The sequence below is a fragment of the Methanocorpusculum vombati genome, assembly GCF_026891935.1.
Classification (GTDB): Archaea; Halobacteriota; Methanomicrobia; order Methanomicrobiales; family Methanocorpusculaceae; genus Methanocorpusculum; species Methanocorpusculum vombati.
In genome coordinates this window covers 70774-83197 of sequence record NZ_JAPTGC010000002.1, presented here as the reverse complement: position 1 = coordinate 83197, position 12424 = coordinate 70774, and the positions used below count along the sequence as shown (strand labels likewise).

Sequence of the window (12424 nt, the reverse complement as noted above, 5' to 3'; positions counted from 1 at the left end):
TATGGCATACTATAACGAAAAAATTGAAACGCTTCCCAAAGCAGAGTTGGAAAAACTGCAGTACCAGGAACTGAAGGTCCTTGTTGAACGTCTCTATGCAGGCTCCGTCTTTTATCACGACAAGATGAAGGCGGCAGGCGTGCTTCCGTCCGACATCAAATCCATTGCAGACATTGCAAAACTTCCGACGATGAAGAAGACGGATCTCCGCGACAATTATCCGGACAAACTTGTCTGTTGTCCAAAGGAGGATCTTGTCCGCTATCATGTCTCTTCGGGGACAACCGGCAAACCGACGGTCGTTGCCTACACGAAAAATGATGTGGAACTGTGGGCCGAGGCGGTTGCACGATCCCTTGCGTCCTGCGGTCTCGGCCGCGGCGATGTACTGCAGGTCGCCTACGGGTACGGTCTGTTTACCGGCGGTCTTGGTCTGCACTACGGTGGTGAGAAGCTGGGCGCAACAGTGATCCCGGCATCCACGGGAAACTCCGAGCGGCAGATTGAACTGATTCAGGATCTGGAAACAACGGCGATTGCCTGTACGCCTTCCTACTTCATCCACTTAATTGATGTGGCGAAGAAGATGGGCGTTGATATTGCGAAGGATACCAAACTCCGGACTGCCATTCTTGGTGCCGAACCGTGGTCTGCGGCAATGCGGCAGTACATCCATGACCAGTCCGGGGTCACGGCCCACAACATCTTCGGAACGTCTGAAATTTCGGGCCCGATGTTTACTGACTGCGGTGAGCTGAACGGTATGCACATCTGCGGTGATATTGCCTATACGGAGATTCTGGATCCCGAGACCGGCGAGGTGCTTCCTCCGGGAGAGAAAGGTGAGCTGACGATGACGATTCTGAAGAAAGAGGCAATTCCGATGATTCGTTACCGTATCGGTGACATTACCTCAATTCTTGAGGGAGACTGTCCATGCGGCAGAACGTCTCCGCGCATTGACCGTCTGCAGGGACGGGTTGATGACATGCTGGTTATCCGCGGCATCAATGTGTTCCCGTCGGCGGTGGAACACGCACTTCTCCGCGTGCCGGAGCTGACGAGCCACTTTATGCTGGAGATTACCCGCACGGGCCCGCTGGATGATATGCTGGTGAAGGTGGAGCTCAAGCCGGATGCGATGACGGACAGCATCAATGGTCTGATCGGTCTGCAGTCACGGGTGGAGCGGACACTGCGCGATGCGCTGAATGTATCCGCAAAGGTTGAGCTGTGCCCGCCAAACTCCCTTCCGCGTTTTGAGGGGAAAGCAAAACGTGTTGTGGATCACCGGGTGTTCTAAATGACGCGAAACAAATATTTCATCAAACAGCTTTCGATATTTTCGGAAAATAAATCCGGACGGCTTGCAGCAATTGCAAAAGTGTTCGAGGAGAGCAAGGTCAATATCCATGCGTTCAGTATTGCCGAGGCAAACAGTTTCGGTGTGGTGCGGGCGATTGTGGATAAGCCGGAGATTGCATTCGAGGCATTTTCGAAACAGGATTATGCACTGCAGTACACCGATGTTCTGGGCATCAAGATGGACGATGTTCCGGGAGGTCTGTACCATGTGGCAAATCTTCTGGGCAGTATCGGCATCAACATTGAGTACGCGTATGCGTTCCGTACGGGGACGTTCGGTACGCTGATTGTAAAGGTGTCAAACCCCGGGGATGCGGTAGAGAAGATTCTTGCTGCAGGTCTTGAACTTGTTCCGGCGACGGATTATAATTTCTAATTTCTTTTTTGTACGGGCATGGTTCTGCCGTGCGAACCGTGGGTATCAGGACTTTACGGGCAACGCCTTCATCATCACAAACTTAATACGCTTTCCCGTGGGAGATAGACAGTAGGAGTGACTTCGTCATGACCAGTGAATATAGTATCAAACAGCTTTCGATCTTTGCTCCCAATACACCCGGAACACTGGCGGAGATCGCGAAGATCTTTTTGGACAGCGGGGTAAACATTTCGGCGTTCTGCATTGCGGAGGCGAACAACTTTGGTGTGGTGCGGGCAGTTGTGGACAAACCGGATACGGCCTTTCAGGCGTTTGAAAAGAAAAATTATCTGCTGAAGTTTACGGATGTCCTTGCAGTGAGGATGGATGATGTTCCGGGCGGCCTCTATGAAGTTGCAGCAACGTTCGGTGCTGCGGGTCTGAATATTGAGTATGCCTATGCGTCACGAAGTGCCGCAACTCCGACGCTGGTGGTGTATGTTTCCAATACCGATATTCCGCTGGAGACGGCTGTCGAAAAGATTCTTGCATCCGGTCTTGTTCTGGTACGTGCGGCAGAGATGCGGACCTGATTCTTTTATTTTTGTTTCAAAAAGGGTGAAGATATTATGACCGCTCGCCGTAGATGCGTTTGATCTCGTGTGCCTGAGCGGTCTTGTCCTTTCGCTGGATGATGTTGCCTTTTCGCAGTTTGATGCGGGTAATCCGGAACTGTTTTCCGCCGACCGAAGTGATGTGATCGACGGTGTACACTTTGTCGCCCGGCACCTGTTCGTAGAGCGGGATGGTAACCGCGCCTTTGTTTAAGGAAGCGCGGATGATGACTTTGTCCACAAGGCGTGTCCAGAGAACTTCGATCTCTTCTGCCGGAAGTTTGGCTCTGCGGGCGTTGTCACGCTCAATGGACATGACCTCAACGCCATAGGATTCGTCACCGACCTCTGCCACCAGAAAGTCTCCAATAGAGCAGATATCTCCTTCCATAAGCTCAATGGTTCCGGTATGGGATTCGGTGCCGTAGCTGACGATGGTTTTGATGGTAAAGATCTTTGGTTCTTTCAGCGTAACCCGCATGGTGTGGCCGCATTCTGTGCAGCGCACGACTGCCTCCGGCGGTTCTTTGAGGATTTCAAAATCCGTCTCCTCACCGCAGACGGGACAGTCAAGAATTATCATATCGGTATCCATTATGGTGTACTTGTTGCGTTTGCAGATAGTTAAGGTACTCCTGATACAGGGCGGTGCACCTTTCTTTGTGTATCTTCCACGGACCGCCCAAACCTCACGGGTTTCTCCGGTACGGAATGCTGCGCAGTATCCCAACCGGGAAAATCTATTTGTCCCGGCACAACCAGATCATAGCAAAAGCAATGGAGATCACCGAAATCATTCACTGTCGCGGTCATAAAAACGTCCGGGCACTGCACAAAAGTACCTTTGAGATCACCAAAGAAACCGAACTGTCTCCCAACGGGGACTGCATCATCGCGGTCGATGCAGACCGCGGCGCCGCTGATCTCTCTCCCGCATTCCGAGATGCCCTCTCCCGCGACGGAACTATTCTCACAACCACACTCTCCTGCGGTGGTGTTACCGCAATCGTCCGGTCTGAGGGATGCGCCGGTATCACACTCACGCACGAAACCGATCTCGTCTGGCGGCGCAGTACCTTCCTCTGCCCCCGGACAGTTGCTATCTACAGTGATCACACCGCCCGGCAGCTTCCGCGCGACCTGATCGAAAAGTTACAGAACGAAGAGGAGATGACCGTTACTCTTCGGGCTGAATTTCCGTGATCGTCAGTTCAGCCTTCTGTAAAAACTCCTCGCAGCTGTGGATCAGTGCAAGTCCCCGCTGATGCAGACGTACTGCCTCCTCAATTGGTGTCTCCGGGTCATCAAGCTGCTTTGCAATCGCCTTCAACTCGGCGATCATCGATTCATATGTCTGAACTTCAGGTGTTTCTGTCATAAGTAACGTTCTCCACAACTGTGACTGCTTCTCCGTCCGAAAGCCGGAGGGACAGGCAGTCACCTGTACTGATATTTTTTGCCGAACGGACTACCGTCCTGTCCTTCCATACAAGGGCATAGCCGAGTTCAAGCGGTTTATACGGATCTCTGCCGAGGATGATCTCTTTCTGGGCAAGAAGTTCCAGCCGGGCGGTTGCTATCCGGGTCCGTGCCGACTTTGCAACCGTTTCCCCGAGTGTTCTGCACAGCTCACATTCGGCAGAAACCCTCCGGAGGAGGGCGGACGTGATCCGTTCTGCAAAGTCCGCCGTCTGCTGGTGCATCTGGTCCAGTTTTCGCGAAAGCCTTGAAGGTTCAACCCGCTCGGCAAGTTCCGCAAGCGTACTTCGTTCCGCTGCAAACCGTCCGGCAATCGTATCGCGGATCGTTCTGCGCATCTCTTCGAGCTGATGCAGAAGAACCGCCCGGTCGGGCACGACCGTCTCCGCCGCAGCCGACGGTGTCGGCACACGGCGGTCGGCTGCATAATCCGCAAGTGTCGTATCCGTTTCATGGCCTACCGCGCTGATTACCGGTACCGCGGACGCGGCAATTGCCCGCACCACATCCGGATGGTTAAACTCGAACAGATCCTCAAAACTTCCGCCGCCCCGGGCAACAATGATCACATCCGTCTTTCCCTGCAAAGACCGGATGGCCGCGGCAATCTGGATATGCGCACCGTCACCCTGCACCGCTGTGTGTGCAAGCAGAATGGGCAGCGGATACCGGCGCGTGATAACATTGCGGATGTCCTGCAGAACAGAACCGGTCCGCGACGTCACCACTCCGACGCAGGAAGGAAACACCGGCGGCGACCGGCGGTTGCACTCCGCACGCGGGATCACCCCTTCTGCGGTAAGCTGCTTTTTCCACTCCTCCTTCTGAAGATACAGACCGGTTTTTCCCGTGAGCGCAGGTTCAAGTTTCTTAATCACGAACTGCATCTTCCCGTACGGCGGGTAGAAATCCACATAGCCGGTTGCCCGGACCAGCACGCCGTCCTTCACCGGAAATGCCACCGTCTTTGCCGCGTACTTCCACATAACACAGGGCATCGTTGCCTTGTCGTCACCGTGTTCGGACAGTGAGAAGTACATATGTCCCGAAGAGTGAGGGCGGTATCCGGTGATCTCTCCCTGCACGCAGACATTGGTGAGAAGGGGCGTATCAATAGCATCGCGTATCCGTTCCGCAAGATCCGATACACTCAGAACCGCAGGTTCGTTTGCGGCCTGCGGGTCGCCTGCCGCAAGCGTCGAGTTCTCCAGAACCGGCGCGATGACATTTGGCGTCCCTTCCTCAGGTTCTGCATCACCAAACGTCAGCTGCATCTGCTGTCCCTTCCCTGCCATTACCCATAGGTTGGTATTTCGATGAAAGAAACCTATCTGATCACCATGATCCGGCTTGGCGCCTCCAGTATGTTTTTCCACGAGTATCAGCCCGCAGAAATATTTTCTGCGATGGATTCTGCGGGACTGGATCATATCGAGTTCTGGATGGAAACACCGGAGTTCTGGATGCAGGGCGCAGACCCTTTGGTGCTGCGCGATCTGATGACGCAGTATCCGCGCCTTGTCCCGGTCGCTATGCACGCGCCGGTTTTTGATCTCAATCCCTGTTCGTTTAATCCGGGTGTTGCAAAACTCTCGGCTGACTATACCGGTAAAACCATTGAGATGCTGGATCAGCTGGGCGGCGGTGTGGTCACGATCCATCCGGGAAAGCGGACGGCGAAACGTCCGGTCGGCCCGCTGGATCGTGCGCGCCTCTCCGCCTATCTGGATGCGGTCTCCCGATGCGCATTTGGGACTGGTGTCACGGTCGCCATTGAAAACATGCCGCCCGCAGTAAATGCCCAGCTGGTCACGCCCGATTCGGTGCGCGGTGTTCTGGATGAGTACGCGTGGCTTTCCTTTACCTGGGATTATGCGCATGCACAGGCAGCACTGCCGGATGATCCGTTTGCATTTCTCCGCGACTGTCAGGACCGCATGGTCAACATCCATGCGAGCCTTGGAACCGCAGAGATGATGCACACGCCGCTTGCAGGAACTCCCGCGGGTGCGCAACTCAAACAAGAACTTGCCGCAGCAAAGTATGCGGGACTGGTGACGTTTGAACTTGAAGACCTCAACTTCCGGAAGAGTCTTGACTACTCGGAAAAAACCGCCGTACTTGCCGCCGAGGCAGCATGGTTTTCCGATCTCCGATCAATTTAAGGACGATAATCCATATATTAAGAAGGAGATTTGCACATGACGATGATCACGGGTTCAGGACACCGGAATAGATCTGCCGCACCTGCGGCGTGGAATATATGATAGAATACTCGAATATTGTTATTTTTGTGATCCTGCTGATCTTCTCCGCGTTTTTCTCGGCTTCCGAGGTCGCGCTCGTCGGGATCAATCGTGCGAAGGTTCGTGTTCTTTCCGAGGAGGGAGGAGCTGCCGGCAAACGTCTTGAAAAACTGAAGAACAATCCGGATCACTTTCTGATCACGATCCTTATCGGGAACAACATCGCAAATGTCGGCGCTTCGGCAATCGCAACGGCGGTTGCATTCGTTATCTTCGGCGATGCGGGAGTTGCCATTGCGACGGGTGTCGTGACACTGCTTCTGTTAATATTTGGTGAAATCGGGCCGAAGACGTTTGCGACCCGCAGAACCGAGGCAGTCGCGCTGTTTGTTGCAACTCCGATCTATTATATGACGCTCGTGCTTTCCCCCTTCTTCTGGGTGTACGACCGTTTCCGGCGCATCGGCAAACATGGTGCGGCGGATGTTCCGGCGGTTACCGAAGAGGAGATCCGCGAGTGGATCGATGTAGGTGAGATGGAAGGGGCAATTGAAGAGGACGAAAAGGAGATGATCTACTCTGTTCTCCGGTTCAACGACACCACCGCAAAAGAGATCATGACACCGCGCCCGGACGTTGCGGTGATTGAAGACATCTCTTCCCTTGAGGATGCGGTTGCCCACTTCCGCGACACCGGGTACTCGCGGGTGCCGGTGTACCATGACCACATCGACAACATTGTCGGAACACTGAACATCAAAGATCTGTTCAATGCCTACACCGCAGGAAACCACCGTGCGTTTGTGAAGACACTGATGTATGATGTGTACTGTGTACCGGAGTCCAAGAAGATCGATGATCTTCTGCGCGAGCTACAGCTGCGTCGTATGCACATGGCAATTGTTCTGGATGAGTTCGGCGGGTTCTCCGGCGTGGTAACGTTTGAGGACATCCTTGAAGAGCTGGTTGGTGACATCATGGATGAGTCGGACACCGACGAGGTTGCCGACATTATTGAGATCGGCGAGGGCCTTTACATGGTGGATGCCCAAGCGCGTGTTACCCTGCTCAACGAACACTTCGGGATCACTCTGCCCGAAGACCCGGGCAACTATGAAACTATCGGTGGTCTTGTTTTTTCGCGGCTCGGGCATATCCCCCGGCTTGGTGAGTCGGTGACAATTGCAGAACAGTACATTACCATCGTTGTCACAAAGATGCGGGGACGCCAGATTCTCAAACTGAAACTGATTCTGCCCCAGCAGGAAGCAGACAACCAGGACATCAGCGGGGAATAATCCCCGCGTTTTTACCTGCCTCTCCCTTTTTCCTGTGTCGTGGTCGGCAACTTTATCTCATCCTGCGCACATTAACATAATAGCGCTTTTCGCCGCGGCAGAATATGCATGCGGTCGCGACTCCCGAAGGGAGGAGCGGTTCACAGTTTTGCCGTGCGACTGCGATTCCCCGAAGGGGAGAAGCAGAACAGGACATTTCCTTGCAACTGTGACTCCCGGGGGAGGAGCGGAGCAAGGCTGTGCCTTGCGACTTTACTCACAAATTCTCAAGCGTTACCTGTAGATAGCAGCCCTTTTGGGGAACAGCAGAACAGGTGTCCAAGTACGAGGTCTCCATGTCACAGGAATATCAGGACGTTAAAACGGGAACTACCACTGTCGGTATCGTTTTCCAGGGCGGTGTTGTCCTTGCGACCGAACGGCGTGCCACGATGGGCACCCTCATCGCCAGCAAAAAGGCAAAGAAAGTACACAGCATCACGGATCGCATCGGCATGACCATTGCCGGAGGTGTCGGTGATGCCCAGCAGCTGGTCAGAATCATCAATGTTGAGTGTAATCTCTACCAGATTCGCCGCGGAAAAGAGATCAGCGTGGGTGCGGCAGCGACTATCCTGTCCAACTACCTGAACCAGAACCGTTTCTCTCCCTATTACGTTCAGCTCTTGGTTGGAGGCGTCGATATGAACGGCCCGTCCATCTACTCGGTGGATGCTGCCGGCGGCGCAACGCTTGAGGAGGATTTTGTCTCGACCGGTTCCGGCTCCCTGACCGCCTATGGTGTTCTTGAGGACCGGTTCCGGCAGGACATGAATGAAGCTGAAGCCGTTGATCTCGCGGTACGGGCGCTTCGCGCGGCAATGCGGCGTGACTCGGCATCGGGCGAGGGATACAATGTAGTGGTGATAACCCGGGATAAGTTTGCGTACATCCCGGAGGCAAAAATAGCAGAGATGCTTCCGGCCTCTTCTGCCTCCCTCTGATTTTTATACTTTTTTGGAAACGATTTCTATGCAGGTTGAAGACAGACTCAAAGAACTGAAAGATACTATAAACCGGAAGGTCCCCCGCGGCGTTACCGTAACCGATGTTGAATATGAAGGCCCGGAGATGGTGATCTACACCGATGATCCGAAACGGTTTGCCGAGGAGCAGGATCTGATCCGTACCCTTGCCCGCGATCTGCGCAAGAGGATTGTGGTGCGGCCGAATATTCTCGGCGATACGGAACAGGCGTATGATATGATCAAGAGCGTTGTTCCGGAGAGTGCGGGGATTACGGATATTTTCTTCGATACTGATACCGGCGAGGTCCTGATTGAGGCGGAGAAGCCGGGCGTGGTCATCGGCAAGAACGGTTCAACACTCCGCGATATTACGATGAAGGTCGGCTGGACGCCGAAGGTTGTCCGTACTCCGCCGATTCCGTCGGTGACGATCAAACAGGTGCGTCAGTTCCTGCGCGAGACTCGTGATGAGCGTAAGGAGTTCCTGCGCAAGTGCGGACGCCGCATTCACCGTGATTCGATGTACTCGGGACGTGACAAGGAGCAGTGGCTGCGGCTTACGACGCTCGGCTGCTGCCGTCAGGTGGGCCGGGCGGCATTCCTGCTCTCTACTCCGGAGAGCAAGGTCTTAATCGACTGCGGTGAGTCGCCGGGAGCTACCGGCAGTGCGTCGTCGCCGTTCCTGAATGTGCCGGAGATCTATCCGTTCACGTCGCTTGATGCAGTCGTTTTAACGCACGCCCATCTGGATCACTCCGCATATATTCCGCTGCTGTACCGCTACGGTTATGACGGTCCGGTATATACAACGCCGGCAACCCGCGACACGGCAGCTATGCTGCAGCTGGACTATCTTGATGTGAATAACAAGGAGGACAAAGTCCCGCCGTATTCGTCGAACGAGATTCGTGAGTTTGTGAAACATACGATTGCCCTCGGCTACGGTGATGTGACAGACATTGCGCCTGATCTGAAGCTGACGCTGCACAATGCGGGACATATTCTCGGTTCGGCTATTGCGCACTTCAATGTAGGAAACGGTCTTTACAATATTGCGTTCACCGGCGATTTCTTCTACAGCAAGAGCCGGCTGTTCAACCCGGCGGTCTCGCAGTTCCCGCGTCTTGAGGCGCTGATGATGGAGAGTACCTACGGAGGTTCCGAAGACTTCTCCCCGTCCAGAAAGGATGCGGAGGATCGTCTCTATGAGGTTATCAACACGACGCTGGAACGCGGCGGCAAGGTTTTGATTCCGGCGTTTGCGGTCGGAAGGTCGCAGGAGCTGATGCTGGCCCTTGAGGAGGGATTCCGGAACCAGCGGATTCCGAAGTGCAAGATCTATCTTGACGGGATGATTAAGGAGGCAACTGCCCTTCACACGGCGTATCCGGAGTATCTGAACAATGATCTCCGGAATCTGATCTTCCGCGACAATTATAATCCGTTCCTTGCGGAGTGCTTTGAGCAGGTTGATTCGCAGGACAAACGTCAGCAGGTCATCTTCTCGGAGGATCCGTGCGTGATTATTTCAACGAGCGGTATGTTGAACGGCGGTCCGGTTATTGAGTATCTCGGCAATCTTGCGGAGTCGGAGAAGAATATGCTGATCTTTGTCGGGTATCAGGCAGAGGGTACGTACGGCCGCCGGATTCAGAAGGGATGGCGCGAGGTGCCGGTCGGCAAGAAGGGCAGTATCATCATCAATATGGAGGTGCAGACGGTGGAGGGTTTCTCCGGTCATGCAGACCGCCGCCAGCTGATGAATTATGTGCAGTATCTCCAGCCGAAACCGGAGCGGGTGTTTACGATCCACGGTGAGGAGTCGAAGACGATTGATCTGGCAAGTTCGATCTATAAGAAGTATCATATCCAGACGGTGTCGCCTCAGAATCTTGAGACCTACCGGCTGGTCTAATTTTTTTTCATCGGTGCAGCAGGCGGGGATGTGTGCTGTACTGAGTACCTGTTCGTTGTATCACAATCTTTTTTTTGTCATCTCCCGAAGAGTCAGGTATGCGAGTGTACTGCGCCCAGATTGCCCAGGTGTGGAATGATCCGGATACTGCATTTGCGCGGGCTCATGATGCTGTTTTGCGCGCCGCAGAGGATGATGCGGATCTGGTGATGTTTTCTGAGCAGTATGCGACCGGCTGGCGGCCTACAGGTGATGACTGCGATACTGTGTCCGGAGCGGAGGTGAAGGAGCGGTGGTGTTCGCTTGCGCGGGAGGTTGGTGTTGTGATTGCGGGTTCGTATGCGCGGGATGTGCCGGGCGCGCTTCCGCAGAATGTGATGCTGGTTGCCGGCCCGCGCGGTGAGGTTCTTGCGGAGTATGCGAAGATGCATCTGTTTACGCCGGGCGGTGAGGATATGCGCTACTCTGCCGGGACGGAGCCTGTCTGTTTTTCATACGGCGGGGTGAAGTTTGGGTGCGCGGTCTGTTTTGATCTGCGGTTTCCGGAGTTGTTCCGCGCGTATCTGCATGAGGATTGTGCGTGTGTTCTGGTGCAGGCAGCGTGGCCTGCGGCGCGCGTTGCGGACTGGGAGCTTTTGCTGCGCGCGCGGGCTTTGGAGAACCGGGGGTTTGTTGCGGGTGCGGGGTGTCTTGGGTATGATGCGAAAGAAGGGGTGGATTATTCGGGGCGCGGGATGGTGTGCGATTATGAGGGACGTGTGGTGGCGGATGCAGGGGTGTTTGCAGACGGGTGTTCCTGGGAGGTGGATGCGGAGGGGGTGCAGGAGTGGCGGGAGAAGTGGGGGATGAGGTGAGGTTATATTCTGTGAACTGAGAGATAGTAATGAATAATCGATGTCTGATGCCAATATCAATACTATCCTTATTATCAGTGCCCATTATTATCCGGTAAAGGGGGGTACTCCAACCCATACGCATTATCTTTGTACTGCTCTTTCTGCATTAGGGAAGGATGTGCATCTGATTACTGCGGGTGGTGATGCTCCGGTCACTGATGATGTTGCAGAGCATGATTCTCATCTAAATTATACTTTGCACCGTATTCCCACGAGGGGAAAGTACAAAGATGACTTTTTCTTCCTTTGGAGCATCAGGAAGGAGTTCCCAAAATATATTGCGCAGCTTCAGCCAGATGTTATAAACATCTCTACCGGAAATTTTGTACCGCTTGCACTCAGATTTGCTGATGTGGGTAGTGTTCCGATTGTGTATACTGTGCACAATGTCCCGCCGGAAGAATATACCCTAAATATATCTTCTAATGAAATGATAAATGGAGTTATTAAGCATATTTTCTTTAAATTTATTCGAGTAGTGACTAGACTTACTATACGATTTGGCCGCTATAATTTGATTATAAGTGGTAGTGATAGGACGAAAGAACGTCTTCTTGATGCGGGGGCTGATGGAACAGACATTTCTGTCATCTCGTATGGTGTCTCTCTCCCATATTTAGATCAGAGCACGAAAAAAGATCAGAACCATCTTGAAGTTCTTACTGTTGCCGGTATAATTGAGCATAAAGGGCAGTTAGAAATTGTGCGATCGATCCCATCGATTTTGGAAAAAATTCCTTATGTACATTTTACTTTTGTTGGTCCGATACGATCTCCAGTTTATCTCAATAAAATACAAGAATGTGCTGATTATCTTCATGTTTCTGAAAAATTAACAATAACTGGAGAAGTTTCGGCTGAATGTCTGGATCGTTACTATCGAAATTGTGATATTTACATTCAACCCTCCTATCAGGAAGGATTTTGTCTCTCTCTCATGGATGCAATGACCTATAGAAAACCGGTTATTGGCACTCCTGTTGGAGCTATCCCGGAACTTATTGGAAATGATAGAGGTATTCTTATTCAATCTCCATCTCTGAAAAATATCGCATGTTCAATATTGAAGCTTGCTGAAAATCCGCAGTTGTGCCTGTTGTATGGTGAGAATGGACGAAAATATATTGAAATGACCTATAGCTGGGATTCGGTTGCCAGAATTACTCTCGATGCATACAAAAAGGCCGTTTCAGTATTTACTTATTCAAGCAAACCCTAATAAACCAGTAGTATCAAGATATAAAAA

13 protein-coding genes are annotated in these 12424 nt (G+C 52.9%); 10 read left to right on the top strand and 3 right to left on the bottom strand.

Features of this window, described 5'->3' with window-relative positions:
• Position 1 precedes the first annotated feature (1 nt).
• From O0S09_RS01890 to O0S09_RS01880, 3 genes are all read left to right on the top strand, one after another.
• Positions 2–1303, top strand: a complete 1302-nt coding sequence (locus O0S09_RS01890) for a phenylacetate--CoA ligase family protein (RefSeq protein ID WP_268922206.1) — start codon at positions 2–4, stop codon at positions 1301–1303.
• Complete coding sequence (locus tag O0S09_RS01885) at positions 1304–1741, top strand: acetolactate synthase (RefSeq protein WP_268922205.1); 438 nt, start codon at positions 1304–1306, stop codon at positions 1739–1741.
• A 128-nt stretch (positions 1742–1869) separates the two neighbouring features.
• Complete coding sequence (locus tag O0S09_RS01880; RefSeq protein WP_268922203.1) at positions 1870–2316, top strand: ACT domain-containing protein; 447 nt, start codon at positions 1870–1872, stop codon at positions 2314–2316.
• A 34-nt stretch (positions 2317–2350) separates the two neighbouring features.
• Here O0S09_RS01880 and O0S09_RS01875 read toward each other — a convergent pair whose 3' ends face one another.
• Positions 2351–2920, bottom strand: a complete 570-nt coding sequence (locus tag O0S09_RS01875; protein WP_268922202.1) for an HVO_0476 family zinc finger protein — start codon at positions 2918–2920, stop codon at positions 2351–2353.
• 128 nt (positions 2921–3048) lie between these two features.
• On the opposite strand from O0S09_RS01875, the gene O0S09_RS01870 reads away from it, so the two are divergent.
• Entirely contained in the window at positions 3049–3540 is a 492-nt protein-coding gene (locus O0S09_RS01870; RefSeq protein ID WP_338148497.1) for a DUF371 domain-containing protein, read from the top strand.
• Here O0S09_RS01870 and xseB read toward each other — a convergent pair.
• Both xseB and xseA read right to left on the bottom strand, forming a co-directional pair.
• Entirely contained in the window at positions 3515–3715 is a 201-nt protein-coding gene (gene xseB, locus O0S09_RS01865) for an exodeoxyribonuclease VII small subunit (RefSeq protein ID WP_268922201.1), read from the bottom strand. The genes O0S09_RS01870 and xseB overlap by 26 nt on opposite strands.
• Positions 3699–5111 (bottom strand): exodeoxyribonuclease VII large subunit, encoded by a 1413-nt coding sequence (gene xseA / locus O0S09_RS01860; RefSeq protein ID WP_268922199.1) that lies wholly within the window; start codon positions 5109–5111, stop codon positions 3699–3701. The genes xseB and xseA overlap by 17 nt, the downstream gene beginning before the upstream one ends.
• Positions 5112–5132: 21 nt before the next feature.
• On the opposite strand from xseA, the gene O0S09_RS01855 reads away from it, so the two are divergent.
• From O0S09_RS01855 to O0S09_RS01830, 6 genes are all read left to right on the top strand, one after another.
• On the top strand, positions 5133–5981 hold the full coding sequence (locus tag O0S09_RS01855; protein ID WP_268922198.1) for a sugar phosphate isomerase/epimerase family protein: 849 nt from the start codon (positions 5133–5135) through the stop codon (positions 5979–5981).
• A 98-nt stretch (positions 5982–6079) separates the two neighbouring features.
• On the top strand, positions 6080–7360 hold the full coding sequence (locus tag O0S09_RS01850; protein ID WP_268922197.1) for a hemolysin family protein: 1281 nt from the start codon (positions 6080–6082) through the stop codon (positions 7358–7360).
• Between the two features lie 335 nt (positions 7361–7695).
• Positions 7696–8343, top strand: a complete 648-nt coding sequence (gene psmB / locus O0S09_RS01845) for an archaeal proteasome endopeptidase complex subunit beta (protein WP_268922196.1) — start codon at positions 7696–7698, stop codon at positions 8341–8343.
• Positions 8344–8371: 28 nt separating this feature from the next.
• Positions 8372–10282, top strand: a complete 1911-nt coding sequence (locus O0S09_RS01840) for a beta-CASP ribonuclease aCPSF1 (RefSeq protein ID WP_268922195.1) — start codon at positions 8372–8374, stop codon at positions 10280–10282.
• A gap of 98 nt (positions 10283–10380) precedes the next feature.
• Positions 10381–11136 (top strand): nitrilase-related carbon-nitrogen hydrolase, encoded by a 756-nt coding sequence (locus O0S09_RS01835; protein ID WP_268922194.1) that lies wholly within the window; start codon positions 10381–10383, stop codon positions 11134–11136.
• A 40-nt stretch (positions 11137–11176) separates the two neighbouring features.
• Positions 11177–12397 carry a glycosyltransferase family 4 protein gene (locus tag O0S09_RS01830; protein ID WP_268922193.1) on the top strand — a complete coding sequence of 407 codons (1221 nt, stop codon included), beginning with the start codon at positions 11177–11179 and terminating at the stop codon, positions 12395–12397.
• The last annotated feature ends 27 nt before the right edge of the window (positions 12398–12424 follow it).

Excerpts from the sequence above, each read along its gene's own strand:
- O0S09_RS01880 (WP_268922203.1), top strand. The coding sequence starts at position 1,870 with ATGACCAGTGAATATAGTATCAAACAGCTTTCGATCTTTGCTCCCAAT.
- O0S09_RS01890 (WP_268922206.1), top strand. The coding sequence starts at position 2 with ATGGCATACTATAACGAAAAAATTGAAACGCTTCCCAAAGCAGAGTTG.
- O0S09_RS01840 (WP_268922195.1), top strand. The coding sequence starts at position 8,372 with ATGCAGGTTGAAGACAGACTCAAAGAACTGAAAGATACTATAAACCGG.
- O0S09_RS01835 (WP_268922194.1), top strand. The coding sequence starts at position 10,381 with ATGCGAGTGTACTGCGCCCAGATTGCCCAGGTGTGGAATGATCCGGAT.
- xseB (WP_268922201.1), bottom strand. The coding sequence starts at position 3,715 with ATGACAGAAACACCTGAAGTTCAGACATATGAATCGATGATCGCCGAG.
- xseA (WP_268922199.1), bottom strand. The coding sequence starts at position 5,111 with ATGGCAGGGAAGGGACAGCAGATGCAGCTGACGTTTGGTGATGCAGAA.
- O0S09_RS01830 (WP_268922193.1), top strand. The coding sequence starts at position 11,177 with ATGTCTGATGCCAATATCAATACTATCCTTATTATCAGTGCCCATTAT.
- O0S09_RS01885 (WP_268922205.1), top strand. The coding sequence starts at position 1,304 with ATGACGCGAAACAAATATTTCATCAAACAGCTTTCGATATTTTCGGAA.
- O0S09_RS01850 (WP_268922197.1), top strand. The coding sequence starts at position 6,080 with ATGATAGAATACTCGAATATTGTTATTTTTGTGATCCTGCTGATCTTC.
- psmB (WP_268922196.1), top strand. The coding sequence starts at position 7,696 with ATGTCACAGGAATATCAGGACGTTAAAACGGGAACTACCACTGTCGGT.
- O0S09_RS01875 (WP_268922202.1), bottom strand. The coding sequence starts at position 2,920 with ATGATAATTCTTGACTGTCCCGTCTGCGGTGAGGAGACGGATTTTGAA.
- O0S09_RS01855 (WP_268922198.1), top strand. The coding sequence starts at position 5,133 with ATGAAAGAAACCTATCTGATCACCATGATCCGGCTTGGCGCCTCCAGT.
- O0S09_RS01870 (WP_338148497.1), top strand. The coding sequence starts at position 3,049 with ATGCTGCGCAGTATCCCAACCGGGAAAATCTATTTGTCCCGGCACAAC.